Consider the following 25,408-nt stretch of genomic DNA (forward strand, 5'->3'; position numbering starts at 1 on the left):
TGTCTTTTTAAATGTTCAGGACTTGGCGGCGTTCAACGGTAAGGAGCATCAGCAGCCTTGGCGGCAGCGATCTCTTTTTCGTAACGGTCGCCCACGGCCAGCAACATGTCTTTGGTGAAGTACAGGTCACCGCGTTTTTCGCCGTGGTATTCAAAAATGTGCGTCTCGACAATCGAATCCACAGGGCAGCTTTCTTCGCAGAAGCCGCAGAAGATGCACTTGGTCAAGTCGATGTCGTAGCGTGTGGTGCGGCGCGAACCGTCCTCGCGCTGTCCAGCTTCGATGGTGATGGCCATTGCTGGGCACACGGCTTCACAGAGTTTGCAGGCAATGCAGCGCTCTTCACCGTTGTCATAACGGCGCAGGGCATGCAGGCCACGAAAACGCGGCGACTGAGGTGTTTTTTCTTCCGGGAATTGCACCGTCACCTTGCGGGCGAAAGCGTAACGTCCGGTCAGGGCCATGCCTTTAAGCAACTCCACGAGCAAGAAGCTCTTGAAGAAGTCTTTGATCGAAAAGGAGGAAGCAGTCATTGTGGTCATGTCGTGTGCTTCTTATTTCCAGATGTTCCATGGCGAGTGGAGCCAAACGCCCACCACCAACAGCCACGCCAAAGTGACCGGGATGAAAATTTTCCAACCCAAACGCATGATCTGGTCATAACGGAAGCGCGGGAAAGTGGCGCGGATCCAGATGAACATGGACACGACCAAGAACGTTTTCAGGCCTAACCAAATCCAGCCGGGCACCATGTTGAACAAAGCGCTGTCGATCGGGGACAACCAGCCGCCCAGGAACATGATCACGGCCAGGATGGACACGAGCCACATGCTGGCGTATTCGGCCAAGAAGAAGATGGCAAAGCCCATGCCCGAGTACTCGACCATGTGACCGGCCACGATTTCGGCTTCACCTTCGACCACGTCAAAGGGGTGACGGTTGGTCTCGGCCACACCCGAAATCAGGTAGACCACAAAGATGGGCAGCAAAGGCAGCCAGTTCCAAGACAGGAAACCCAAGCCCATGTGGGCTGCCGTGCCCTTGCCTTGCGCCAAAACGATCTCGGTCAAGTTCATGCTGCCCGACACCATCAAAACAACCAAGAAGCAAAAGCCCATGGCGATTTCGTAGCTCACCATCTGAGCCGACGCACGCAGCGCACCCAAAAAGGCATACTTGGAGTTGGAGGCCCAGCCCGCGATGATCACGCCGTACACCTCAATCGAGGTGATGGCCATCACCAGCATCAGGCCAGCGTTGATGTTGGTGAGTGCCACTTCGGGACCAAAGGGAATGACCACCCAAGCGGCCAAGGCCGGCATGATGGCCATGATCGGACCCAAGCGGAACAAGCCCAAACTGGCGGCGCTGGGGTTGATCAGTTCTTTGGTCAGCAACTTGAGCGCATCGGCAATCGGCTGCAACAAACCAAACGGACCCACGCGGTTGGGGCCATGGCGCACTTGCATGAAACCCAGGAGCTTGCGCTCCCACAGCGTCAAGTAAGCCACAGCGCCCATCAGCGGCGCGAGGATAGCGACGATCTTCAGCAAGATCCACAAAACGGGCCAGACCAAAGTGGCCCACCATGTGGCGGCCACCAAGTTCAGGCCACCGTTGTACAGAGCGTCAATCATGCGGCCACCTCCTGGCGAGCGTCTGCAGTCAACTGCAAAGACGGCGCACGGCGCACGATACCGTCCAGTTGGTAAATCGAAGCAACGGCCGGTGCGGGAACTTGAGCGGCCAAGTTGATCGCCACTTGTGTCGCATTCGATGCCTGCAAAGGCTGGGCTGTGGCGCGGGCCAAGACCTCTTGCGAGGTTTCAAAAGCCACACCGGGAATGTCCAGCAAATTGGCCAACACGCGCAGCACTTTCCAAGCTGGACGGGTTTCAGCCAGAGGCTTGACCACAGCATGAAAACTCTGCAACCGGCCTTCGGCATTGACGAAGCTGCCCGAGGTTTCGGTAAAAGGCGCGATCGGCAGCAGCACATCGCTGAAAGCCATGTTGGCTTTGAACGGGCTGAGTGTGACCACCATTTCGGCTTGACCCAGGGTTTGAGACGCGTTGCTGCCTGCAGCGCTGTCAAACTCGGGCTCGTTGTTGAGCAAAATCGCCGCCTTCAAACCGCCTGACAGCATCTGACCCGCGTTCTTGCCACCGGTTTGCGGCTGGGCACCCACCCATTGCGCGCCCACGGTGTTGGCGGCTTCGGTCAGGTAACCGACGCTCGCGCCGGTTTGTGCACCAATCCAATTGGCCAAGGCCAGCAAGCTCGATGCATTCGCTGCGTGCGCTGCGGCATTGCCCAGCAACACGGCTTTGCGCTCGCCGCCGATCAAGGACTTGGCGATAGCCTGGGCTTGTGCTGTAAGGTTGCCAGCGGCAGGAGCTATTGCTCCCTTCTCTGCTGCAATCGCTGCAGCCACATCGGCCAAGGCTTGCGCCCAGCCTGAAGCGTCGGACACCACCGCTTGCGCCACGGGCATGGCCCAAGCGTCAGAGTGGCTGAAACTGGCTTTGTCGGTGATCAGGTTGACTGCACCACCGTGGCGCACGGCATGACGCACACGCAAAGCAAACAAGGGGTGGTCTTTGCGCAGGTTAGAACCCACAACCAAAACACGCTGCAAGGTAGACAGCGATGCAATGGATGTGCCCAAGGTGCGCACGCCTTCAGCTGGGAAGAATTCGGCGTTGCGCAGGCGGTGGTCAATATTGTCTGAACCCAAACCGCGCATCAAAGTGCCCGCCAGGTACAACTCTTCCAGTGTGCTTTGCGGGCTGACCAATGCGCCGATGCTGTTGGCACCGTGATCGCGTTGGATGTTGCGCAAGCCATTGGCCACGTATTCGAGGGCGGTTTGCCAGTCAACCGTTTTCCACTCGCCACCCTGCTTGAGCATGGGGTGCGTGAGGCGGTCAGTGCCATTCAGGGCTTCGTACGAGAAACGCTCACGGTCAGCGATCCAGCACTCGTTGACGTCTTCGTTTTCCAGCGGCACGACACGCATGACCTGGTTGTTTTTGACCTGCACGATCAGGTTGGCACCAGATGAATCGTGGGCTGCGACCGACTTGCGGCGCGACAGTTCCCAAGTGCGGGCGTGGTAGCGGAAGGGCTTGCTGGTCAAAGCGCCCACGGGGCAGATGTCGATCATGTTGCCCGACAACTCAGAGTCGATCGTCTGGCCCAAGAAGGTTTCGATCTCGGCGTGTTCACCACGGTGGGACATGCCCAGCTCCATGGCACCGGCCACTTCTTGGCCAAAGCGCACACAACGTGTGCAGTGGATGCAGCGGCTCATCTCTTCCATCGAGATCAGCGGGCCAACTTCCTTGTGAAACACCACGCGCTTTTCTTCTTCGTAGCGCGAGCTGCTGCCGCCATAACCCACGGCCAAATCTTGCAACTGGCACTCACCGCCTTGATCGCAAATCGGGCAATCGAGCGGGTGGTTGATCAGCAAAAACTCCATGACCGACTTTTGAGCCGCAATGGCCCGGTCGCTCTTGGTGCGCACGATCATGCCTTGCGTGACCGGCGTGGCGCATGCGGGCATGGGCTTGGGGGCTTTTTCGACCTCGACCAAACACATGCGGCAGTTCGCCGCGATGGAGAGTTTCTTGTGATAGCAGAAATGGGGAATGTAGGTGCCCGCTTTTTCAGCCGCATGCATGACCATGCTGCCTTCGGCAACTTCCACTTTCTGACCGTCGAGTTCTATTTCAACCATGGGTCTTCACCGTTGTTGCGTCGGCACCGACCATGGAGGTCTTGTGCTCGATGAGGTGTACAAATTCGTGACGGAAATGCTTGAGCATGCCGCGCACCGGCATGGCCGCTGCGTCGCCCAAGGCGCAAATCGTGCGGCCCATGATGTTGCCGGCCACGCTGTCGAGCATGTCGATGTCGCTGGCACGGCCCTGGCCGTGTTCTATGCGGTCCACCATGCGCCAGAGCCAACCCGTGCCTTCACGGCAAGGCGTGCATTGGCCGCAAGACTCATGCGAGTAAAAGTAGGACAAACGCGCCAAGGCCTTGACCATGCAACGTGTCTCGTCCATGACGATCACCGCGCCCGAACCCAACATCGAACCGCCTTCTTTGGCGATGCTGTCGTAGTCCATGGTGAGCTTCATCATCAACTCTGCAGGTACCACCGGCGAAGAAGAACCGCCAGGGATCACCGCCTTGAGTTGGCGACCACCGCGCACGCCACCGGCCAATTCGAGCAGCTTGGCAAAGGGCGTGCCCATGGGCACTTCGTAGTTGCCGGGGCGCTCGACGTCACCGCTGACCGAGAAGATCTTGGTGCCACCGTTGTTGGGCTTGCCGCATTCCAGATAGGCCTGACCACCGTTACGGATGATCCAGGGCACCGCTGCGAATGTTTCGGTGTTGTTGATGGTGGTGGGCTTGCCGTAGAGGCCAAAGCTGGCGGGGAACGGCGGCTTGAATCGAGGCTGGCCTTTTTTGCCTTCGAGTGATTCGAGCAAAGCGGTTTCTTCGCCGCAGATGTAAGCGCCAAAACCATGGGAAGCGTGCAGCTGGAAGCTGAATGTGCTGCCCATGATGTTGTTGCCCAAATAGCCTGCTGCGCGGGCTTCTTCCAGAGCCGCTTCAAAGCGTTCGTAGGTGTGGAAGATTTCGCCATGGATGTAGTTGTAACCCACGCTGATGCCCATGGCATAAGCCGCGATGATCATGCCTTCGATCACCGTGTGGGGGTTGTACTCCATGATGTCGCGGTCTTTGCAGGTGCCCGGTTCGCCTTCATCCGAGTTGCAGACCAAATACTTTTGCCCAGGGAACTGGCGGGGCATGAAGCTCCACTTCAGACCCGTCGGGAAACCCGCACCGCCGCGACCGCGCAAGCCAGATTCTTTGACGGTGGCAATCACCTGATCTTGGGTCATGCCTGCAACGCCGGTCTCGGCATTGGGCTCAGAACCGTCTTTGCCCAAAATTTTGCGCAAGGCCGCATAACCGCCACGCGCTTCGTAGTCTTTGATGCCCCAGTTCGTGCCATTCAGACCGGCATAGATTTGCGGGTTGATGTGGCGGTCATGGAAGCAGCTTTCCACGCCCGTGGCTTGGAATTGGCTGAGAATTTGTTCGACTTTCATCAGGCGGCCTCGGCTTTCTTCAGGCTGTCGACGAGTTGGTCCAATTTTTCATGGCTCATGAAGCTGCACATGTGGCGGTCATTGACCAACAACACCGGCGCATCCGCGCAAGCGCCCTGGCACTCGCTGGGCTGCAATGTGAACAAGCCGTCGGCTGTGGTTTCACCGACATGCACGCCCAATTTGTGTTCCAGATGTTCCAAAGCCTTTTGGCCGCCACGCAACTGGCAAGGCAGGTTGGTGCAAACGTTCAGCTTGAACTTGCCCACCGGCTTTTGGTTGTACATGTTGTAGAAGGTGGTGACTTCGTGCACGGCCATCACGGGCATGCCCAACACATCGGCCACAACTTGCTCACTTTCAGGGCTGACCCAGCCCTGCTCTTGCTGAACGATCGACAAACAAGCCATGACTGCGGACTGTTTTTGGTCTGCAGGGAACTTGGCGACTTCACGCGCAAAGCGCGCTTGGGTTGACTCAGAGATCATCGGTCAATCTCTCCAAAAACGATGTCCATGGTCCCGATGATCGCGACCGCGTCGGCCAGCATGTGGCCACGGGCCATTTCATCGAGGGTGGCCAAATGGGCAAAGCCCGGGGCGCGAATTTTGAGGCGGTAGGGCTTGTTGGCACCATCACTCACCATGTAAATGCCAAACTCGCCCTTGGGGTGTTCGACGGCGGCATAAGCCTCGCCTTCGGGCACATGAAAACCTTCTGTGAAAAGCTTGAAATGGTGGATCAAGTCTTCCATGTTGGACTTCATGCCTTCGCGAGAAGGCGGCGCAATCTTGTGGTTGTCGGTGATGACCGGGCCGGGGTTGGCACGCAACCACTTGACGCACTGAGCGATGATGCGGTTGGATTCGCGCATCTCGGCCATGCGGACCAGGTAGCGGTCGTAGCTGTCACCGGTTTTGCCCACGGGCACATCGAATTCGACTTGGTCGTAAGCGTCGTAAGGCTGCTTTTTGCGCAAATCCCAAGCGATGCCGGAGCCGCGCAACATGGGGCCGGTCATACCCAGGTTGAGAGCGCGCTCGGGTGGCACGACACCCACACCCACCGTGCGCTGTTTCCAGATGCGGTTGTCGGTCAGCAGGGTTTCGTACTCGTCCACGCACTTGGGGAAACGCTGCGTGAAATCATCGATGAAATCAAGCAAAGAGCCGTTGCGGTTGCTGTTGAGTTGCTCAATGGCCTTGGCGTTTTTGATCTTGCTGACCTTGTACTGCGGCATGCTGTCCGGCAGGTCACGGTAAACACCACCTGGACGGAAATATGCTGCGTGCATGCGTGCGCCCGAGACGGCTTCGTACATGTCAAACAGGTCTTCACGCTCGCGGAAGGTGTAGATCAGGATGGTGGAGCTGCCGCAATCGTTGCCGTGCGAACCCAACCACATGAGGTGGTTCAAAACGCGGGTGATTTCGGAGAACATCACACGGATGTACTGCGCGCGCATCGGCACTTCGAGGCCCAGCATCTTTTCGATGGCCAAGCAGTAAGCATGCTCGTTGCACATCATCGACACGTAATCCAAGCGGTCCATGTAGGGCAGCGACTGGATGTAGGTTTTGCTTTCAGCCAGTTTTTCGGTGGCACGGTGCAGCAAACCGATGTGCGGGTCAGCGCGTTGCACCACTTCGCCGTCGAGCTCGAGCACCAGACGCAACACACCGTGCGCGGCAGGGTGCTGGGGTCCGAAGTTCAGCGTGTAATTCTTGATTTCGGCCATGTCAGTTCAGGCCTCCGTAGTTGTCTTCGCGGATGATGCGCGGTGTGATTTCACGCGGCTCAATGCTGACGGGTTCGTAAATCACGCGTTTGCGCTCAGCGTCGTAGCGCATCTCAACGTGACCCGACAGCGGAAAGTCTTTGCGGAATGGGTGCCCGATGAAACCGTAATCGGTCAAAATGCGGCGCAAATCGTTGTGACCTTCGAACACGATGCCGTACAGGTCAAAGGCTTCGCGCTCGTACCAGTTGGCAGAATTCCACAGTTCGTTGACCGACGCCACCATGGGGAGGTCATCTTCGGGGCAGAGCACTTTGACGCGCACGCGCTGGTTCAGACTGACCGACAACAAATGCACCGTGACGCCAAAGCGCGGGCCATCTGTGCCGATGTCTCGGTAGGTGGAATAGTCCACACCAGCCAGGTCAATCAGTTGTTCGAATTGACAACCCACGGCATCGCGCAGGGTCTGCATCACGCTCAGATAGTGGGCGGCGTTCACATGAACGGTCACCTCACCCAGGGCAATGCCAATGCTTTGGACACGGTCACCCAAAGCGGCAGCGAGGGTGTCTTGCAAGTCTTCGGGACGAATGGCGAAATCGGTCATCGTCAATCCCTTCAAGCACGCGCAATGGTGTTCGTGCGGCGAATCTTTTGCTGCAGTTGAATGATGCCGTAAATCAGCGCTTCTGCCGTGGGCGGACAGCCAGGCACATACACATCCACCGGCACAATGCGATCGCAACCGCGCACCACCGAATAGCTGTAGTGGTAGTAACCACCACCGTTGGCGCATGACCCCATGGAAATCACCCAACGTGGCTCGGACATCTGGTCGTACACCTTGCGCAGGGCTGGAGCCATCTTGTTGCACAAAGTGCCTGCCACGATCATCAAGTCGGCTTGGCGTGGACTGGCACGGAACACCTCGGCGCCAAAACGGGCCAGGTCATAACGCGCGGTAGCCGAGTGCATCATCTCGACTGCACAGCAAGCCAAACCGAATGTCATGGGCCAGAGCGAACCGGTTTTGGCCCAATTCACCACCGAGTCGTAACTCGTGGTGATAAAGCCCTCTTTCATCACGCCTTCAATCATTTTTAGTCCTCAAGCAGGCTGAATGCTGTTGTCAATGCGAACCATCATTCCCAGTCCAGGGCGCCTTTTTTCCACTCGTAGACAAAGCCCACAACCAGAATGGCCAAAAAAATCACCACGGCCACAAAGCCGGCCATCCCCACTTCCTTGAGCGCTATAGCCCAAGGGAACAGGAACGCAATTTCCAAATCGAACAAAATGAACAAGATGGCCACCAAGTAGTAGCGCACATCGAACTTCATGCGGGCGTCTTCGAAGGCTTCGAAGCCACATTCATAAGGGGAGTTTTTTTCTGCGTCAGGTTTGTTGGGGCCAAGGATGTAGCCTAAAACCTGAGGAATGATGCCGACTGCAATGCCGACCAAAATGAACAAAAGAATAGGAAGGTATTGAGCGAGGTTCATTGTTGGACTGCCGGTATCACCGAATGAATAGCCCAAGGGATCAAACTTGGGCTTTTCCGTTTTATCTGGTGCCGTCGGCGAGACTCGAACTCGCACAGCTTTCGCCACTACCCCCTCAAGATAGCGTGTCTACCAATTTCACCACGACGGCTGGATACATTTGCTCGGGTTGCAAGAGGTGCACCACATGGTGCATTTGGCTCACCGAACAATCACGTAGTTTACTCTGAAAACCCTGCTTTTTCCTTTCACAAAACGCGAAAATTGTGCAGAGCAACAAAGCTGAACAAGAGCTTACTTGGCTGGCGCAGGAGGCACACTGTTGTCAGGCTTGGCGGTAGGTGTATTGCCTGGAATTTGCGCCGCTGTGCTGCTGTCAACAGGCGCAGCAGGTGCCGTGACAGCAGCGCCTTCCAAAACACTGGATGATGGCGCAGTTGGACGCACATTGCTGAAGTAAGCCAGCAGCAAGGTACAAACAAAAAACACAGCCGCCAACACGGCAGTGGTGCGCGACAAGAAATTGGCACCACCCGTGGCACCAAACAAGCTGCCCGAACCGCCGCTGCCAAAGGCTGCACCCATGTCAGCACCTTTGCCGTGCTGGATCAGGATCAAACCAATCATGGCCAAAGCCGACAACATCTGAACCACCAAAATCAAAGTCAACACCATGCTCATCTCTATCTCCAAGAATCAATAAAAGTTAGCCAAAGACTCAGCAAGAAGCGGTCTTCAGCATGGACAAAAAGTCAGGCGCTTTGAGCGCAGCGCCACCGATCAGGCCACCATCCACATCGGGCTGGGCCAACAAGTCGGCAGCATTGGCAGCATTCATGCTGCCGCCATACAAAATAGAGACGCGTTCGGCTTGGGCCGTGGCCGCATGCAACTGGGCCCGCAGCACTGCGTGCACCTGTTGCGCCTGCTCTGGCGATGCCGTCAATCCGGTACCAATCGCCCAAATAGGCTCATAGGCCACCACAATTTCGCTGATGCAGTGTCCATTGGCATGGATCACCGCAGCCAACTGGCGCTTGACCACAGCTTCCGTATGACCGGCTTCGCGCTCGGCCAAACTCTCGCCGACACACACAATGGGGGTGATGCCCGCAGCCAGTGCCCTTTGTGCTTTGGAGGCCACCACCTCATCCGACTCGGCATGGTGTTGACGCCGCTCTGAATGGCCCACGATGCAGTAACGCACCCCGAACTCACGCAGCATGTCGGCGGACACCTCACCTGTGAAAGCGCCAGACGCGTGGGGAGACACATCTTGTGCCCCAAGGTCGATGGACGAGGCGGCAAGCAAAGCCTGCAGCTGCGCCAAATACACAGAAGGCACACACAGCGCAGCTCGGCAATGGACGGCGGACATGCCCGCCAGAATGTCAGCCACCAAAGACGCATTGGCAGCCAAACTGCCATGCATCTTCCAGTTGGCCACCATCAATTTGCTGCGCATCGACATCACCAAGTCACCACGATCTTGCCCACATGCTGGTTGGTCTCCATCAAGGCATGGGCTTGCGCTGCACCCGATGGCAAACCACCGCCAGCCTCTGCAGCCGCAAAGACGCTGTGAATGACCGGCTTGATGCGGCCCGACTCGATCCAGGGCCAAACGGTTTGACGCAACGACTGGGCAATCGCGGCTTTGAACGCCACAGGACGTGGACGCAAGGTCGAGCCAGTGATGGTCAAGCGGCGGCGCAACACCATGCCTGCATTGAACTGGCTTTGGATACCGCCTTGCACCGCGATGATGACCAAGCGACCGTCTTCGGCCAAGGCCTCGACTTCACGCGCGACATAGTCGCCCGCGACCATGTCCAAAATCACGTTGACACCCAGCCCGTCGGTCAGGCGCTTGACCTCAGCGACGAAATCGGTGGTTTTGTAGTTGATGGCATGGTCTGCGCCCAAAGCCAGGCATGCCTGGCATTTTTCGTCAGAACCCGCCGTGGCGATCACCTTAGCGCCAGCGGCTTTGGCCATCTGGATGGCCGTGACGCCGATGCCGCTGGTGCCACCCTGAATCAACAGGGTCTCACCCGCTTGCAAACGCCCGCGGTCAAACACATTGCTCCACACGGTGAAAAACGTCTCTGGCAGCGAAGCGGCTTCAATGTCGGTCAAGCCTTTGGGCACGGGCAAACACTGCGCCACCGGGGCCACGCAAAACTCAGCATATCCACCACCGGAAACCAAAGCGCAGACACGGTCTCCCACAGACAAGCCCGAAGCCGCCATGGCAACCGCATCACCCGAGACGACCACACCAGCTACTTCGAGACCCGGAATGTCAGACGCACCCGGTGGCACTGGGTAGTTGCCGGTGCGCTGCAACACGTCGGGGCGGTTGATACCGCTGGCCGAGACGCGAATGAGCAACTCCCCTGCCCCGGCCACTGGGTCAGGACGGATGCCAGGCACCAGCACTGCTGGCGCACCGTAGCTTTGAATTTCAATGACGTTCATGGTGAATCAAGGCAGTTTCGAGTGGCCATTGACCACCCGAAACCAGCGCTATTTAGCTCTGAGCAGGACGGTCCAACAAGGCCTTCATCGACAGCTTGATGCGGCCTTTTTCGTCGGTTTCCATGACCTTGACCTTGACGATCTGGCCTTCGCTCAGGTAGTCGGTGACCTTCTCAACGCGCTCGTGGGCGATCTGGCTGATGTGCAGCAGACCGTCTTTGCCTGGCAGCAAGTTGATCAAAGCACCGAAGTCCAAGATCTTGGTCACTGGGCCTTCGTAGACCTTGCCGATTTCGACTTCAGCAGTGATCTGCTCGATGCGCTTCTTGGCGATTTCGGCCTTGTCGCCGTCGGTGGCGGCGATCGTGATCGTGCCGTCTTCGGAGATGTTGATCTGGCAACCGGTTTCTTCGGTCAACGCACGGATGGTCGCGCCACCTTTGCCAATCACGTCACGGATCTTCTCGGGGTTGATCTTCATGGTGAAGAGCTTGGGTGCGAAATCAGACACTTCGGTGTTGGCTTCGCTCATAGCTTCTTGCATCTTGCCCAGAATGTGCATACGCGCTTCTTTGGCTTGGGCCAAAGCGACTTGCATGATTTCTTTGGTGATGCCCTGGATCTTGATGTCCATCTGCAAAGCAGTGATGCCGTTGGTGGTACCAGCCACTTTGAAGTCCATGTCACCCAGGTGGTCTTCGTCACCCAAGATGTCGGTCAACACCGCAAAGCGGTTGTCTTCCTTGATCAGGCCCATGGCGATACCGGCCACGTGGGCTTTCATGGGCACACCAGCGTCCATCATCGACAAGCAGCCGCCGCAGACCGAAGCCATGGACGAGGAGCCGTTCGATTCAGTAATTTCGGACACCACACGCAGGGTGTAGGGGAATTCTTCTTTGGTCGGCAGCACAGCGGCCAAAGCACGCTTGGCCAGACGGCCGTGGCCGATTTCGCGGCGCTTGGTAGAACCCATGCGGCCCACTTCGCCAGTGGCAAAGGGAGGCATGTTGTAGTGGAACATGAAGCGGTCTTCGAACTCGCCAGCCAACGCGTCAATGCGCTGTGCATCGCGCTCGGTGCCCAAAGTGGTGATCACCAAAGCCTGTGTTTCGCCACGTGTGAACAAGGCAGAGCCGTGGGTGCGGGGCAGCACGCTGTTGCGGATTTCGATGGGGCGCACAGTGCGTGTGTCGCGACCGTCGATGCGGGGCTCACCCGCCAAAATCTGGCTGCGCACGATGCGGGCTTCGATTTCGAACATCAGGCCGTCGAGCTTGACGCCGTCAAAGGCCACGCCTTCTGCAGCCAAAGCCGCTTTGACGGAAGCGTAGGCTTCACGGCAAGCGTGTGTGCGGGCTTGCTTGTTGCGGATTTGGTAGGCGGCGCGCAGTTTTTCTTCGGCCAAAGAGGCCAACTTGGCTTCAAAAGCCAAATCGCGGGCAGGCGCTTGCCAGTCCCAAACGGGCTTACCGGCTTCGCGCACCAACTCATGGATCGCATTGATGGCGACAGCCGATTGCGCGTGACCATACACCACACCACCCAACATGATTTCTTCGGACAGTTGTTGGGCTTCGGATTCGACCATCAGCACAGCAGCTTCTGTACCGGCCACGACCAGGTCCATCACGCTGTCTTTGCGCTGGGTTTGGCCGGGGTTCAGGACGTATTCGCCGTTGATGTAACCCACGCGGGCAGCACCGATGGGGCCATTGAACGGGATGCCCGAGATGGACAAAGCGGCAGACACGGCGATCATTGCGGCGATGTCGGCGTCGACTTCAGGGTTCAAAGACACGGTGTGGATGACCACATGCACGTCGTTGTAGAAACCTTCGGGGAACAAAGGACGGATGGGGCGGTCGATCAAACGGCTGGTCAGGGTTTCGTGCTCGCTGGGCTTGGCTTCACGCTTGAAGAAGCTGCCGGGGATCTTGCCTGCAGCGTAAGTCTTCTCGATGTAATCGACAGTCAGGGGGAAGAAATCTTGACCGGCTTTGGCGATCTTGGAACCTACGACGGTGGCCAGCACCACAGTGCCTTCCATGTCGAGCAGCACGGCGCCGCCGGCTTGGCGAGCGACTTCGCCGGATTCCATCTTGACCGTGTGCTGGCCCCACTGGAAAGTTTTGGTGACTTTGTTAAAAATAGACATGTTCAGAACTCCTGAAAACAAAAGCGCATGAGGCTGCACTGTGGGCCCGGAAGTTGACGCTTTGAACTCGATGCCATTCCACAAAACCTTGAATTGAAAGCCTTGTGGAATGACACAGCGCGGGTTCTTTGTGACAAATTCCGACTGAAAAAAAGAATAAAGCGCCTGAGCTAGTGAACTAACTCAGGCGCTTTTCATCTGGAGAGACGATTATTTACGCAGGCCAAGCTTGGCGATCAGCGCAACGTAACGGTCAGCATCACGGGACTTGAGGTAGTCCAACAGTTTGCGGCGACGGCTCACCATGCGCAGCAGACCGCGGCGACCGTGATGGTCTTTGGCGTGTGTTTTGAAGTGAGGTGTCAGCTCGTTGATACGGGCTGTCAGCAAAGCCACTTGGACTTCTGGGGACCCAGTGTCATTGGCAGCACGTGCGTTGGCCTTGACGACCTCGGCCTTGATTGAAGATGCAATCATGGTAATTCCTTGTTGTTTCGCCTGCATTCAAAGATGAATTTCAGCGGGTTTATGACTTGCGCCAAGGGCCGGAAGAGCCAATGGCGTGCGCTTTGCAAATCGCAAAACAGCCGGATTATAGCCCGAAACAGGGTCTATTGATCCTGAACTCCGGTTGCAACAACCCAAGCATGCGGCGTTTCGAGCCCCAAAATCGGGATCTGACCCCGATTGATTTAATTGGGGTCAGATCCCAATTAATTCTTGGCCAGCCAAGCTTTGAGTCGCTCCACACCTTCGGTCAGCCTAGAGAGGTCTTTGGACGCAAAGCACCAACGCAGCCAGCCTGCGGCTTCGGGAGCAAAGGCTTCGCCCGGGGCAAGACCAAGTCCGGCTTCGGCCACCAGCCGTTTGGCCGTGGCAACAGAGTCAGGATGCCCTTCGAGTTTGAAAAACGCGTACATGCCACCCTTGGCTGGGGCCAGCTGCACGCTGGGCACGGCCTGCAGCAGCGGCACCAGGGTGTCTCGGCAGGCTTTGAGGTGGGCAACCACACGTGGGGTGATGTCGGCGGTGTTTTGCAAGGCCACCACACCCGCCTTTTGGGTGAACACCGAAGCGCAGGAGGTGTTGAATTCGATCAATTTGCCCATGTGGGGCGTCATGGCAGCAGGCATGACCAGCCACCCCAGTCGCCAGCCGGTCATCAAAAAGCTCTTGGAAAAGCTGTGCACCACAACCAGTCGGTCATCGGGCTCGGCCACATCCAGAAAAGACGGCGCGCAACCATTGGCCGTGTCGGTTTCGTAATAAAGCCGCTCATACACCTCGTCTGCCAGCACCCAGGTGCCTGTTTGGCGGCAGTGCGTCAATATTTCGGCCTGTTCGACGCGGCTGAGTGTCCAGCCAGTGGGGTTGTTGGGCGAGTTGACGATCAACATCCGCGTGGCGGGCGTGATCGCGGCTTTGAGCGCAGCCATGTCAAGCTGCCACTGTCCACCCACCGGGCGCAACGACACGCATTTCAAATTCGCGCCCATCACCAGCGCTTGGGCCGTGAGGTTGGGCCATACAGGCGTCACGGCGACCACCTCGTCGCCCGCATCGATCAGGGCTTGCGCCGCCAGCATCAAGGCATTCACGCCGCCCGAAGTGATGGCCAGGCGGTCCACGCCAATGGGTCCGTGCAAGGTCGACATGTAGTCGGACACGGCCTGGCGCAGCTCAGGAAGGCCCAGGTTGTGCGAATAAAAGGTCTCTCCCTTTTGCATCGAATCGATGGCCGCTTGGCGCACGATATCGGGCGTGACTTCATCGGACTCGCCAAACCAGAACGCCAGCACATCGGGGCGGCCCATGCCTGCGTTGGCGACTTCGCGGATGCGGGACTCTTCCAGGTCCATGACGGCCTGTCGCATGAAAGGTGCGGTGTTTTTGTTCATCCCAACATCGTAATGGTTGGTGCGTCATGAACGGGTCGCTTGTTGCACACCTTTGCAAAAATGCTTGCAGTTGTTCGCGGCTTGCCTATGATGAACATCACAACAAAAGACAGGGAGATCGCCATGAAAACACGGCATTTAACTTCATCGTTCGCCGGCTTGGTTTTGGGACTGGGCTTGCTGGCGGCACCCTCCGCCAGCTGGGCGGCGGACAACTTCACTGTAGTCACGCCTGGCGATAAACCGGTCAAGGCCAAAAAACCCAAACAAGCCAGAACCCCCAAGCAGCCCATCAGCACCAACACGGGCGAAAGCAAGGGCGAGCGCGACAAGCGTCTGTTGCGCGAGTGTCGAGGCAAAGCCAATGCGGGCGCTTGTGAGGGCTACGCCAGTTAAACGTCATCGCGGCGAGGGCGCCGCGCCCACACAATGCTTAGCTCCAGCAGAACATGTGGGAGCCCCGCCCCCGGGGCGATTTCAGGCAGTCAAAGCCACCACTGAGCCAAGCCGCTGGCCCGCACGCTCGGGCGGTCAATGGCCGCTTCAAGCAAACCGGACTCAGCCTCGATCAGGGTGAACTGCTCCCGCGCCCGGGTGATGCCTGTGTAGGCCAGCTCACGGCTCAGCACTTCAGCACCGCCAGGTGGCAAGACCAGCGCGGTGTGCTCGAACTCCGAGCCCTGGCTCTTGTGCACCGTCATGACAAAAGCCGTTTCGACCTGCGCCAAGCGCATCACACTCACCGAGCGCAGCGCCTCGCCGTCAAGAAACCAGACCTTGAGCGTGCCTTCGCTGTTGGGCAACACCACCCCCACATCGCCGTTGAACACGCCCAGTTGCGCATCGTTGCGGGTGACCATGACCGGGCGACCGGAAAACCATTCGCCCGTGACTTTGAGCAGCCCTTCATCGGCCAAGGCTTTTTGCACGGCGGCGTTGAGTCCTTGGGTGCCCCATTCGCCCTGATGCACGGCGCACAGGATTCGGAAACGCTCAAAAGCTTTGAGCACGCTGCGCACCCAAGCGGCATGGACTTCAGCGTCTTGCCCGCTCGGCACCTGCTGCATGAGGTGCAGGTAGTCGGCGTAGGAGGGTTTGTCTTGGGTGCCCATCGCCAAAGCGCAAACGGCTTGGGGGGTGGTGGGTTGCAGGGCGAGCAAAGCCGAGGGAGATCGCGACGAGGGCGTCGCTCCCACAGGGCTCAGGAAAGCTGCGCGGGCAGCAGCGGCATCGCCCCGATTCACCGCCAAGGCCAGCTGCCCAATGGCGCCTTTGAATCGGCGGCTTTGGCGCAGCATCACGGTTTGTTGAGCGAGCAAGGGCGCAGCGCCCGCAGACCGATACTCGGCAGGCAAGGTCTGCCCGGCCACGGTCTGCACAAACTGCGCGGTGTCCGCGCTGTAGCGGCCTGCGGCGGCATCGCGGCACAGGTCGCCCAGTACCGCACCCGCCTCCACCGAGGCCAGCTGATCCTTGTCGCCCAGCAGCACCAGCCGCGCCGTGGCAGGGAGCGCCTGCAGCAGCGCGTCCATCATTTCCAAGTGCACCATCGAGGCTTCGTCCACGATCAACACATCCACGTCAAGCGGATTGGCGGCGTGGTGCCTGAACTGGCGCGTGTCGGGCCGCGCGCCCAGCAGCGAATGCAGCGTGCGCGCAGGGCCCATGCGGGCGATCAGCGTGTTCAAGTCGAGGCCGCTGCCCTCTGGCACCTGATCTTGCAGACTGGTCAGCGCGTTGTCGATGGATTGCTTGAGCCGTGCCGCCGCCTTGCCCGTGGGCGCGGCCAAGGCCACGCGCAGCGGGCTGTCGCCCTCGTGCAGTGCCAGCAGCAAAGCCAACAGGCGTGCAGCGGTGTAGGTCTTGCCCGTGCCCGGCCCGCCCGTGATGACCGACAAGCGCGCACGCAGCGCCACGGCGCAGGCCACCTTTTGCCAATCGGTTTCGGCAGGTGCTTCGGCACTGGGCACAAAAAAGCGGTCCAACCAGCGGCGTGCCGCCGCCTCGGGCACAGGCAACGGTTCGCTGGCCCGTTGCAACAGACCCTGGCCCACGCGCTGCTCGTAGCCTGCATAGCGGCGCAGGTACAAGAGCGGGGCATGGGCCGTGCCACCCAGCACCAGCGGCTGGCCTTGGTCGGGCGCATCGCTCAGACGCGAGCAGGCTCGGGATGTGCTGCTTTGCAAAGCGGCTTGCCAGTCGGCCAGCGTAGCGGGCAGGTGCGCCCAAAGCGCTCGCAAGCCTTGCGGCCCGTCCACCGCCACGGTGGGCCAACCCAACATCGCCACAGGCGGTGCGCACAGGTCGGCCAAGGGCAGGCAGGTGTGGCCACGCCCTTCCATTTGTGCGAGCATAGCCGCCGCTACCAGCAGCGCAGGGCTGGCTTGGCCATAGAGCCGCAGCAATTGGGCTGCAAGGGCGCTGTCGATGTGGCGCAGCAGGCCTTGCTCGGTCCACGGCTGCAGCCATTGCAGCGTTTGCGCGGCGCTCAGGCCTTGGGCGGGCAAGTCGTTGAGCCAATCCATTTGTGTGGTGGGTACAGACATCGTGCGCGAGGGCTTTTTGAAACTCATGCTTTCACCTCGGCATTGAGCATGGCGTCCAGACCATCGAGCAATTCGAGCGGCGCAGGCAAGGTGCAGCAGCCGCCCGCAGGCCCGTCGATGCCACGCAAGAACAGGTACACCGCGCCGCCCAGTTGCTGCGCCGGGTTGTAGGCCTCACCCAGTCGAGCGCGCAGCAGGCGGTGCAGCGCCAGCATGTAGAGCGCGGCCTGCACCTCGTAGCGGTGGTGGGCCATGGCGGCATCGAGCGCCTGCGTGGTGTAAGCCGCGTCATCGGCACCCAGGTGGTTGGATTTGTAGTCGAGCACCCAGTAACGGCCTTCGTGCTCGAACACCAAGTCGGCAAAGCCCATCAGCATGCCGTGCAGTTGCGCGTCGGGCAGTTGCGGGCGGCTCACGCCGGGCAGCAGGTGCTGCTGGCACAGGGCGTCCACCTCGCGGGCGTGCAGCCGCTCGGCGGGCAGCCAGAACTCCATCTCGGGCAGCAAGGTGCCCAGCGCGTTCAGCGGGCTACCTGCCCCACGCAGGGGTTGCGCCACCACACGGGTGAGCCACTGCACCACCACATCAGCTTGGGTTTTGTAACCTGCGTTTTCGCAGCGCTTTTTGAGGCGCTCAGCCTTGGGTGCGTCCAGCACGAAACCATCGGCGGCCAGCCATTCGAGCTGGTCGTGCAAAAAGTTGCCTGCGCTCGGGCCTTTGGCAAAGCCGTGCCAAGGGGCCAAGGAGCCCATAGCGACTGCGGCTGCGTGCAGCGCCTGCACGTCCACGGGCGGTTCGTCATCGGCGGGGCGCGGCGTGGTCATGTGCAGGCTCATTTGCGCCAAAGGCTGCGAAGACAGGTCTCGCGTCAGGCGCGAGAAGCTGGCGATCGTCCACGACTTGTCGATGCGGGCGGTGCAGACCAGCGCGTCGCTCAGTTCGGTGGTGCGGGCGGGCCGCTGCCAGACCGTGAGCGGCACGTCTTCGCTCACGCTCACCAGTTGCACCGACAAGCGCTGCGCTTGCGCATCGGTTTCCAGCGCTTGCAACTTGGGCCACCAGCCAGCTTCATCGATGGCGTCACCGCCGCACAACAAATGGCCTGCGGCGCTGTTGTGGTTCACGCAGCTTTTGCCCGAACCCCGCGTGACCGGGCTCCAGCCCACCCACAGCGCATGCCGCGCACGCGTGAGCGCCACGTACCACAGGCGCAGGTCTTCGCGCAGGCGGTCGCGGTCGGCCAGCTTCGTGTCGTCCTTGTCAAAGTCCAAGGTCCAGTGCCGCTCGCCCTCGCCGTCATCGCGCTGCAACACCGGGGTTTTGTGGGCTTCCATCATGCGGTGGCTGTGCGCAAAGGGCAGGCACACCACCGGGTACTCCAAGCCTTTGCTGGCGTGGATGGTGATGACCTTGACCAGGTCTTCGTCGCTTTCGAGCCGCACGGTCTGGTCTTCGCTGTCGCCAGCGCCCCCCGCCTTGACCTCCTCGATCTGCTGGGCCAGCCAACGGATCAGGGCCTGCTCGCCATCGAGCTGGCTGCTGGCGGTTTGCAGCAGTTCGGCCAGGTGCAGCACATTGGTCAGGCGGCGCTCGCCGTCGCTCTGGCCACGCCAGCGCCCGGCCAGTTGCAACACATGCAGCGACTGGCGCAGCATGGCCAACACGCCCTGCCCTTGCCAAACCCCGCGCAGGTCGCGCATCTGCTCAGCGCGTTGGTCCAGCAACTCATCTTGCGTGGCCAAGTCGTACAACTCGGCCAGCGACAGGCCCACGGTGCGTGTGCCCAAAGCGGCACGCACCCGGCGCATGTCTTGCGGCTCGGCCACGCCGCGCAGCCACAGGCACAGGTCCTGCGCTTCGTCACTGGCAAACACCGAGTCGCGGTCCGACAGATAGACCGAGGCCACGCCCCGCACACGCAAGGCGTCGCGCACGGCAGCGGCCTCTTTGCCCGTGCGCACCAGCACGGCGATGTCTTTGGGTTGCAGCGGCTTGTCGCCCTTTTCTGCATCCACAAAACGCGCTTGCGGGTCACCGAGCCATGCCACGATCTGTTCGGCGCACAGGGCCGACAGGTGCATCTGCGCATCGCGCTGGCTGCGCAGCGTGGCGTCGTGCACCACGGTCAGCGCTTCCACCTTGCCGTTGTGGGTCGTGAACACCTCGTCGCGCCCCTTGGCGTTGACGGGCTGGAAAGGCAGCGGGTCTTCGACGCCTTGACGGTAGCCAAATGCATCGTCAGAGATTTGGAACCAACGGTTGACCACATCCACCACCGCTTGGGTGGATCGGTAATTGGTGCCCAGCACATGGTGGCGGCCAGCGGTGGCGAGGCGTGCGGCCAAATAGCCGTGGATGTCGGCACCGCGAAAACCATAGATCGATTGCTTGGGGTCGCCAATCAGGAGCAGCGCAGCGTCTTGCCGGTTCTCGGCTGTGCGGTAGATGCGGTCAAAAATGCGGAACTGCAGCGGCGAGGTGTCCTGGAACTCGTCGATCATCGCCACCGGAAACTGCTCGCGCAGGCGCTGCGCCAGACGCTCGCCCGACTCGGGGTCGGCCAGCGCCACATCGAGGCGCTGCAGCATGTCGGCAAAACCGAACAGCCCGCTGCGTTTTTTCAGCTCGGCCATGCGCTGCAGCACATGGGTACGGGCGTGCAGGCGGGCGGCCTGCGCGGGGTCGGGCAAGGCCAACAAAGCGGCTTGCAGATCAGCGAAGGCCTGAGACTCGGGCGGCAGCTCAACGACATCGCCTTCTTTGCGGCACTCCAGCAGGCCATTGGGTGTCAGACGATCCCAGCCTGTACCCATTGCATCTTTCAATGTCTTCGCATCCCCACTGCTTTGCGACCAGTCTTTGAGTGCATCCATCCACTTCTTGGAGCGCCCCACCTGCAGAATTGAACCATTCCATCCATGCTTCTTGACGGCCAGCTGCCCCTCAATCCAGCCCAGCAAGTTGTCGGCCTTTTCAACCCAGCCCTGCTTGAGCGCCGCCAGTTGCGCATCGCGCTCGGCCAGCACCGCGCCGAAGACCTCCGCCAGCGTGCCGGGGGCGGGGTCGACCAGCGGCACCGCCATCAGGGCACGCATGTCCTTGTCGAGCGCAGGCACGTCGCGCCAGACGCGTTGCACCTGTGCCACCAGCGGTGTGGCCATGGGGTAGAGCTGCTGACGCCAATAATCCTGCACGGCTTCGAGGCGCAGCGCGGCTTCGTCACCGACCAGCGTTTCTTCAAACAGGCTGCCGCTGTCAAAGGCGTGCTCGCGCAGCATGCGCTGGCACCAAGCGTCGATGGTGTAAACAGCCGCGTCGTCTATGGCCTGTGCGGCCAGCGCGAGCCGATACGCCGCTTGTTCGCGGGACTCACCTTCAGGGTATTCGCTTTTGAGTTGATTGAGGAAGGCGTCGTCCGTTTGGGCGATGCCCCGGAACACCTGCGCCGCCTCGGTCAGGCGGGCGCGGATGCGGTCTGACAGCTCGCGGGTGGCGGCGCGGGTGAAGGTCATCACCAGCACGTCTTGCGGCAGCATGGGGCGCACGGGTGCGGTGCACGCATCGCCATGGCCCAACACCAAGCGCACGTACAGCGCGGCAATGGTCCAGGTCTTGCCCGTGCCTGCGCTCGCCTCGATCAGGTGGCTGCCGCGCAGCGGGAAGCTGTGGGCGTTGAGGGCGTGTGCGGTGCTCATGCCTCGTCCCCTTCATCGTCTGCAGGCGCATTGGGCAGGACCTCGACTTGCGTCTGCGCCGCCCAGTCCTGGAGCGGCGCATACACCGCCTGCGCCAGCCGGTCGAGTGCGCCCGTGTCCAGCAAATCGTCCACCGTGGGGTAGGTGCGTGCCAGCGCCGGGTCTTTGTCTTTTTCTGCGCTCTTGAAGTCGCTGCCTTCGTATGCATCGGCCAGCGCGTTGGTGTTTTCTTTGTCCTTGAGCCACTGCAAGGCCACGCCGGGCGGCAGGGGCAGCGGCCAGCGCATGCCTTCGGCCCAGGTGGCGAGCAGCACCTGCAGCTGGGTGCGGGCGACTTCAGGGTCTTGCGGGGGCACACGCACCACGGCATTGCGGCCCACCACCACGCAGTTGCATGGTTGGTCCATGGCGGCAGCGGCCAGTGACTGCAGCCAAATGTCGATGAGTTTTTCAGGCAATGCGGTGGCCTTGCCCGCTTTGGAAATGCTGACCAGCTTGTTGGCGCGCAAACTCAAAAGCATTTGCCCCCCCTCACCCGCCAGCACGCCGCCCAGCGCATCCTGCAAACTCACTTGTGGGTGCATCGGCGGGTGTGCCAGGTCGACCAGCACACGCTCGGCAGCTTCGGGGTAGGACCCGCGTTCGCGCAGCGCAGCGGCCAGTTGGGTTTGCAGGATGTGGGTGAGCTTTTGGGCTTCGAGCGTGCCCACGCCCGCCAACGGCAAGGCCCCGGCCTCACGCAAGTGCTGCACCACACGCGCTGCATGGCTGGGCAGTTCGTCTGCGCTCAAATCCGCAGGCACGTGCTGCAGTTCGTGGTCGAGCAACTGGTACAAGTCCAGCCCGCCCAAGCCAAACAGTTCTTCGTCATGCAGCTCGCTGCGCTCGTCTTCCAAATGCACCTGCAGCCGCTCGCGGAAAAACGCGCCCACAGGTTTGCGCAGGAAGCGGGCCAGTTGGGCGAGTGAAATGATCGGGGCTTGCTCGTTGGCGGCCATGAGCGGCGGCAACAGCACAGGCCATCGCGGCGAGGGCGCCGCTCCCACCAATGCCCCTGTAGGATCGGCGCCCTCGCCGCGATCCCCTGCAGCGCCAATGATTGACCCACCACCCTCGCCGCGATGGTCTTGTTGCGCCGCCCGCCACTCTTTCGCATAAGTTTGCAGCCCACTGCCCGCTTCAAAGTAAGCACGGCTGAACGGTTGCAGCGGGTGCACGGTGGTCAGGTCTTTGGCCGTGTCTTTGCCCCAGAGCAGGTCGATCTCGTCGCGCAGTTGCGACACCAGCACCGAAGGTGGTTGTTCGCTGTTGTCGCGCACGCTGCGGCCACTCCAGCTCACATAGAGCACCTGCCGCGCTGACAAGAGCGCTTCGAGCATGAGCTGGCGGTCGTCGTCGCGGCGCGAGCGGTCGCCGGGGCGCGTCATGCCGGGCAGGCCCATCAGGTCAAAGTCGGCACGCGGGCTGCGGCGCGGGTAGTCGCCGTCGTTCATGCCCAGCAGGCACACCGCCTTGAACGGGATCGCCCGCATCGGCATCAGCGTGCAAAACGTCACGCCGCCAGCGCGAAAGCGCTGCTCCAGCCGGGGCGCCTTCAAAGCTTCGAGCCAAGCCGATCGGGCCACGGCCAAGGGCACGGCCTCGGCAAAACCGGCTTCGCCGCAGGCACGCACCCAGTCGTTCAGCGCTTGGTCCAGCGCTGCCAGTGCATTGCGGTCGTTGTCGTCACGCGGCTTGAACAGCACCGCGAGCATGGCGCGACAGCGCTCGGCCCACTGTGCGGGCGTGGCGCTTTGCGTGCAGGTTTGCCACCAGTCGATCAGGGCCTGCAGCAGGTGCGCCAGCGACCCGGCCAGTTCGGCGTCCAACCCGCCCACCTCAAAGTAAGGCGATACGCCCAATGAAACACCGTCCTCAACCGGGTCGGCACCGCAGGCATAACCCATGAGCATGCGCTGCACGCCAAACAACGCCGAGTTGTCGTCGCCGCACACGCCCAGCCCCAGGCCCGCACGGTGCTCAGCCGACAGGCCCCAGCGGATGCCCGAGCCCGCCATCCAGCGGGTGAGCGTGGGCAGGTTCTCTTCTTTCAGGCCAAAGCGGGCGGCAAGGGCAGGCACTTCGAGCAGCTCGACCAGCTCGCTCATGCGGCTGCGCTGCTGCGGCAGGGCCAGCAGCCATTCGACCGCGTGGATCAGCGGGCTGATGGCCTGCGCACCCAAGTCGGCAATGTCAAACGGGATGTACCGCGCATCGCTGCGCTTGTATTGGCCAAACACAGCGCGGATCGCTGGGGCCATGCTTTCGATGTCGGGCACCATGACCACCACGTCGCGCGGCGACAACAGATCACTCGGCGGGGTGTGGAACCACTGCAGCAACTGGTCGTGCAGCACTTCCAGTTCGCGCACTGGACTGTGCGCCACGCTGAACGTGACTGAAGCGTCGCCCTTGCGCAAAGGCTGGGCTGGGCTGCCACCGCTTGACGGCTCCAGGTCACGGATGCGCCGCTGCAACTGCGCGAGCAAACGCGTGCTGTCTTCGCCAGGCACATCGTCAAAAAAGTCTAGGCGCGGCCACTGCGTGACTTGCTGGGCCGCCTGCAGGTCGTCAAAGGCGTCGAGCTGGCGAATGAAGTCGCGCCCCTGCCGCCCCCAAGCGGCCAAGAGCGTAGGGGCGTGCAAATGCATCTGCGCCAGCGGCAAACCCGCCAATGCCTCGCCCCGGTAAGCGTGACGGCGACGCTCGGCCTGCAGCCATTCGCGCCCGTCGATGATGTCGCCCCAGTGGTACTGACACGGGTTGGGCACGGCCAGCAGCACCTGGCTGTGCGCGGCCAGCGCCGCCAGCATCTCCAGCAGCTGCCCCGGCATGTGGCTCATGCCAAACACCGACACGCGCCGCGCCACGGGGCTGGCCAGCGGCTGGCCCGACTGCAGGTGCGCCAGCGCCCGCGCATGCAGCGCGGGGCGGGTGGCCTGGCGCTGAGTCTCGTCCAAAGTGGCCAGCACGCGCCGCCACAGTTCGGACTGCCACAACTGGTCTTCGCCCAGCTCATCATGCCCAGCAGCCTTGCGCAGCACGTTGCGCCCGGCGGCCCAGTCTTGCAGCCAGTCGGGTCGGTAAATTTGGTACTGGTCAAACAGGTCGGCCAATCGGCTGGCCAGTTGCAGCAGGCGGTCGGGCTCGTCGCCGCGCAAAAAGCCCGCCACGGGCTGGAACACCGAGTCTTGCAAGCAGCCGGGCAACAAGGCCATCAGCCGCCAGGTCATGGGCAGTTTGTCAAGCGGCGAGTCGGGCGGCACGTTGTGCTTGCCCAGCACCTGCCGGTAAGTGCGCCACAAAAAGCGCGAAGGCAGCTCCACTCGCGTGGCCGCGCACACCCCACCCTGGTGCGCCAGTTCGATCTTGATCCACTCGGCCATGCCGTTGCTCTGCACAAGCACGACTTCACTCTCCAGTGGGTGCAGCGGGTGCGCACGCAGCCAGCCCGTCAGGGTGTCGGCCAGCACCTCAGAGCGGTAGCTGTGCAGGGCAATGAAGCCGGGTGCGATCAAGGAGGTGGTCATGCGGTCAGCGGCAGGGCATCAGCCCTCCAAAATTGGAATTCGAAAGAGCGTGCAAAGCAATAAGAATAGCCGTAAAAAAAGGAATTGCAGGCTGAATCGGCGCGCATGAACCGAACATGGCCACTGCTGCTTTTTTAGGCAGACGCTGCCAAGCCAACAGGCATGCGCCTTGACAGGCTTGTTCAAGGACTTATCCACAGCTTTGGGCACGGTGTTTGGGGATACCATGGGAAACCATGATGAAACCTATCCATCGCTTCACCACCTTCCTGTTCCTTTCGATCCTGCTCTTGCCGGTTGCCTTTGCCCAGCGGATGTACGACGGCAGTGGCAGTCCGATTGGCCGCGTCGACGCGGAGCGGTTTTACAGCGCATCGGGGCAACAAATTGGGAGAGTCGACGGCGAACGTGTTTACGACGGCTCCGGACGACAGCTGGGGCGCATTGACGGAGACCGCGTCTACAACGCGTCGGGAAGCCAAATCGGCCGAATCGATGGCGACCGGCTGTACAGCGCTTCGGGCTCGCAGATGGGTCGCATCGATGGCGAGCGCCTTTACGACGGCTCGGGTCGCCAAATTGGGCGCGCTGACGGTCTGCGCAGGATGCAGATGATCGTGTTCTTTTATTTCTTCATGTGAGGCGGTCACGGCTTGCGGAATGATGCAGGCCGAAGTTCAGCA

Annotated in this window: 20 protein-coding genes and 1 tRNA gene; 2 read left to right on the forward strand and 19 right to left on the reverse strand. The window is 60.7% G+C overall.

The annotated features are described in order from the left end of the window. Nucleotides 1-32: 32 nt before the first annotated feature. From nuoI to B9Z40_RS01835, 16 genes are all read right to left on the reverse strand, one after another. Entirely contained in the window at nucleotides 33-533 is a 501-nt protein-coding gene (nuoI, locus tag B9Z40_RS01760; RefSeq protein WP_369823382.1) for an NADH-quinone oxidoreductase subunit NuoI, read from the reverse strand. Nucleotides 534-554: 21 nt separating this feature from the next. Continuing rightward, on the reverse strand, nucleotides 555-1,637 hold the full coding sequence (nuoH, locus tag B9Z40_RS01765; RefSeq protein ID WP_100171604.1) for an NADH-quinone oxidoreductase subunit NuoH: 1,083 nt from the start codon (nucleotides 1,635-1,637) through the stop codon (nucleotides 555-557). Next, entirely contained in the window at nucleotides 1,634-3,742 is a 2,109-nt protein-coding gene (gene nuoG, locus B9Z40_RS01770) for an NADH-quinone oxidoreductase subunit NuoG (protein WP_100171605.1), read from the reverse strand. Before nuoG ends, nuoH begins: the two co-directional genes overlap by 4 nt. Then, nucleotides 3,735-5,135, reverse strand: coding sequence for an NADH-quinone oxidoreductase subunit NuoF (nuoF, locus tag B9Z40_RS01775; RefSeq protein WP_100171606.1), 1,401 nt, complete (start codon nucleotides 5,133-5,135; stop codon nucleotides 3,735-3,737). Before nuoF ends, nuoG begins: the two co-directional genes overlap by 8 nt. Next, nucleotides 5,135-5,623 carry an NADH-quinone oxidoreductase subunit NuoE gene (nuoE, locus tag B9Z40_RS01780; protein WP_100171607.1) on the reverse strand — a complete coding sequence of 163 codons (489 nt, stop codon included), beginning with the start codon at nucleotides 5,621-5,623 and terminating at the stop codon, nucleotides 5,135-5,137. The genes nuoF and nuoE overlap by 1 nt, the downstream gene beginning before the upstream one ends. Continuing rightward, complete coding sequence (locus tag B9Z40_RS01785; RefSeq protein ID WP_100171608.1) at nucleotides 5,620-6,873, reverse strand: NADH-quinone oxidoreductase subunit D; 1,254 nt, start codon at nucleotides 6,871-6,873, stop codon at nucleotides 5,620-5,622. The genes nuoE and B9Z40_RS01785 overlap by 4 nt, the downstream gene beginning before the upstream one ends. 1 nt (nucleotide 6,874) lies before the next feature. After that, nucleotides 6,875-7,483, reverse strand: a complete 609-nt coding sequence (locus B9Z40_RS01790) for an NADH-quinone oxidoreductase subunit C (RefSeq protein WP_100171609.1) — start codon at nucleotides 7,481-7,483, stop codon at nucleotides 6,875-6,877. An 11-nt stretch (nucleotides 7,484-7,494) separates the two neighbouring features. Continuing rightward, entirely contained in the window at nucleotides 7,495-7,974 is a 480-nt protein-coding gene (locus B9Z40_RS01795; protein ID WP_100171610.1) for an NADH-quinone oxidoreductase subunit B family protein, read from the reverse strand. A 44-nt stretch (nucleotides 7,975-8,018) separates the two neighbouring features. Beyond that, nucleotides 8,019-8,378, reverse strand: a complete 360-nt coding sequence (locus B9Z40_RS01800) for an NADH-quinone oxidoreductase subunit A (RefSeq protein WP_100171611.1) — start codon at nucleotides 8,376-8,378, stop codon at nucleotides 8,019-8,021. Nucleotides 8,379-8,444: 66 nt separating this feature from the next. After that, nucleotides 8,445-8,529, reverse strand: a tRNA-Leu gene (locus B9Z40_RS01805). Between the two features lie 143 nt (nucleotides 8,530-8,672). Next, on the reverse strand, nucleotides 8,673-9,059 hold the full coding sequence (gene secG, locus B9Z40_RS01810) for a preprotein translocase subunit SecG (RefSeq protein WP_100171612.1): 387 nt from the start codon (nucleotides 9,057-9,059) through the stop codon (nucleotides 8,673-8,675). A 37-nt stretch (nucleotides 9,060-9,096) separates the two neighbouring features. Further along, the gene (tpiA, locus tag B9Z40_RS01815; RefSeq protein WP_100171613.1) at nucleotides 9,097-9,849 is read right to left on the reverse strand and encodes a triose-phosphate isomerase; all 753 of its coding nucleotides are present in this window, start codon (nucleotides 9,847-9,849) and stop codon (nucleotides 9,097-9,099) included. Then, the gene (locus B9Z40_RS01820) at nucleotides 9,849-10,859 is read right to left on the reverse strand and encodes an NAD(P)H-quinone oxidoreductase (protein ID WP_100171614.1); all 1,011 of its coding nucleotides are present in this window, start codon (nucleotides 10,857-10,859) and stop codon (nucleotides 9,849-9,851) included. Before B9Z40_RS01820 ends, tpiA begins: the two co-directional genes overlap by 1 nt. 52 nt (nucleotides 10,860-10,911) lie before the next feature. Beyond that, nucleotides 10,912-13,017, reverse strand: a complete 2,106-nt coding sequence (gene pnp / locus B9Z40_RS01825; RefSeq protein ID WP_100171615.1) for a polyribonucleotide nucleotidyltransferase — start codon at nucleotides 13,015-13,017, stop codon at nucleotides 10,912-10,914. A gap of 210 nt (nucleotides 13,018-13,227) precedes the next feature. Then, nucleotides 13,228-13,494 (reverse strand): 30S ribosomal protein S15, encoded by a 267-nt coding sequence (gene rpsO, locus B9Z40_RS01830; protein WP_019428565.1) that lies wholly within the window; start codon nucleotides 13,492-13,494, stop codon nucleotides 13,228-13,230. Nucleotides 13,495-13,730: 236 nt separating this feature from the next. Next, complete coding sequence (locus B9Z40_RS01835) at nucleotides 13,731-14,915, reverse strand: pyridoxal phosphate-dependent aminotransferase (protein ID WP_100171616.1); 1,185 nt, start codon at nucleotides 14,913-14,915, stop codon at nucleotides 13,731-13,733. A gap of 123 nt (nucleotides 14,916-15,038) precedes the next feature. On the opposite strand from B9Z40_RS01835, the gene B9Z40_RS01840 reads away from it, so the two are divergent. Next, nucleotides 15,039-15,311 (forward strand): hypothetical protein, encoded by a 273-nt coding sequence (locus B9Z40_RS01840; protein ID WP_233204749.1) that lies wholly within the window; start codon nucleotides 15,039-15,041, stop codon nucleotides 15,309-15,311. Between the two features lie 89 nt (nucleotides 15,312-15,400). Here B9Z40_RS01840 and recD read toward each other — a convergent pair whose 3' ends face one another. The 3 genes from recD to recC are packed head-to-tail and all read right to left on the reverse strand — an operon-like array spanning nucleotide 15,401 to nucleotide 24,725. Next, a complete protein-coding gene (recD, locus tag B9Z40_RS01845; RefSeq protein ID WP_100171618.1) occupies nucleotides 15,401-17,488 on the reverse strand; it encodes an exodeoxyribonuclease V subunit alpha in 2,088 nt (695 codons plus the stop codon). Continuing rightward, nucleotides 17,485-21,156 (reverse strand): exodeoxyribonuclease V subunit beta, encoded by a 3,672-nt coding sequence (gene recB / locus B9Z40_RS01850; protein ID WP_100171619.1) that lies wholly within the window; start codon nucleotides 21,154-21,156, stop codon nucleotides 17,485-17,487. Before recB ends, recD begins: the two co-directional genes overlap by 4 nt. Further along, nucleotides 21,153-24,725 carry an exodeoxyribonuclease V subunit gamma gene (recC, locus tag B9Z40_RS01855; RefSeq protein ID WP_100171620.1) on the reverse strand — a complete coding sequence of 1,191 codons (3,573 nt, stop codon included), beginning with the start codon at nucleotides 24,723-24,725 and terminating at the stop codon, nucleotides 21,153-21,155. Before recC ends, recB begins: the two co-directional genes overlap by 4 nt. Before the next feature lie 239 nt (nucleotides 24,726-24,964). Here recC and B9Z40_RS01860 point away from each other — a divergent pair, with 239 nt between their 5' ends. Then, nucleotides 24,965-25,366, forward strand: coding sequence for a 5-fold beta-flower protein (locus B9Z40_RS01860; protein WP_233204750.1), 402 nt, complete (start codon nucleotides 24,965-24,967; stop codon nucleotides 25,364-25,366). The last annotated feature ends 42 nt before the right edge of the window (nucleotides 25,367-25,408 follow it).

Origin of the sequence: Limnohabitans sp. 15K (genome assembly GCF_002778285.1) — a bacterium.
GTDB lineage: Bacteria > Pseudomonadota > Gammaproteobacteria > Burkholderiales > Burkholderiaceae_C > Limnohabitans_A.

Bases quoted from the DNA above. Each gene is read 5' to 3' on its own strand.
- nuoI (WP_369823382.1), bottom strand. From the start codon at position 533: ATGACTGCTTCCTCCTTTTCGATCAAAGACTTCTTCAAGAGCTTCTTG.
- nuoH (WP_100171604.1), bottom strand. From the start codon at position 1,637: ATGATTGACGCTCTGTACAACGGTGGCCTGAACTTGGTGGCCGCCACA.
- nuoG (WP_100171605.1), bottom strand. From the start codon at position 3,742: ATGGTTGAAATAGAACTCGACGGTCAGAAAGTGGAAGTTGCCGAAGGC.
- nuoF (WP_100171606.1), bottom strand. From the start codon at position 5,135: ATGAAAGTCGAACAAATTCTCAGCCAATTCCAAGCCACGGGCGTGGAA.
- nuoE (WP_100171607.1), bottom strand. From the start codon at position 5,623: ATGATCTCTGAGTCAACCCAAGCGCGCTTTGCGCGTGAAGTCGCCAAG.
- B9Z40_RS01785 (WP_100171608.1), bottom strand. From the start codon at position 6,873: ATGGCCGAAATCAAGAATTACACGCTGAACTTCGGACCCCAGCACCCT.
- B9Z40_RS01790 (WP_100171609.1), bottom strand. From the start codon at position 7,483: ATGACCGATTTCGCCATTCGTCCCGAAGACTTGCAAGACACCCTCGCT.
- B9Z40_RS01795 (WP_100171610.1), bottom strand. From the start codon at position 7,974: ATGATTGAAGGCGTGATGAAAGAGGGCTTTATCACCACGAGTTACGAC.
- B9Z40_RS01800 (WP_100171611.1), bottom strand. From the start codon at position 8,378: ATGAACCTCGCTCAATACCTTCCTATTCTTTTGTTCATTTTGGTCGGC.
- secG (WP_100171612.1), bottom strand. From the start codon at position 9,059: ATGAGCATGGTGTTGACTTTGATTTTGGTGGTTCAGATGTTGTCGGCT.
- tpiA (WP_100171613.1), bottom strand. From the start codon at position 9,849: ATGTCGATGCGCAGCAAATTGATGGTGGCCAACTGGAAGATGCATGGC.
- B9Z40_RS01820 (WP_100171614.1), bottom strand. From the start codon at position 10,859: ATGAACGTCATTGAAATTCAAAGCTACGGTGCGCCAGCAGTGCTGGTG.
- pnp (WP_100171615.1), bottom strand. From the start codon at position 13,017: ATGTCTATTTTTAACAAAGTCACCAAAACTTTCCAGTGGGGCCAGCAC.
- rpsO (WP_019428565.1), bottom strand. From the start codon at position 13,494: ATGATTGCATCTTCAATCAAGGCCGAGGTCGTCAAGGCCAACGCACGT.
- B9Z40_RS01835 (WP_100171616.1), bottom strand. From the start codon at position 14,915: ATGAACAAAAACACCGCACCTTTCATGCGACAGGCCGTCATGGACCTG.
- B9Z40_RS01840 (WP_233204749.1), top strand. From the start codon at position 15,039: ATGAAAACACGGCATTTAACTTCATCGTTCGCCGGCTTGGTTTTGGGA.
- recD (WP_100171618.1), bottom strand. From the start codon at position 17,488: ATGAGTTTCAAAAAGCCCTCGCGCACGATGTCTGTACCCACCACACAA.
- recB (WP_100171619.1), bottom strand. From the start codon at position 21,156: ATGAGCACCGCACACGCCCTCAACGCCCACAGCTTCCCGCTGCGCGGC.
- recC (WP_100171620.1), bottom strand. From the start codon at position 24,725: ATGACCACCTCCTTGATCGCACCCGGCTTCATTGCCCTGCACAGCTAC.
- B9Z40_RS01860 (WP_233204750.1), top strand. From the start codon at position 24,965: ATGAAACCTATCCATCGCTTCACCACCTTCCTGTTCCTTTCGATCCTG.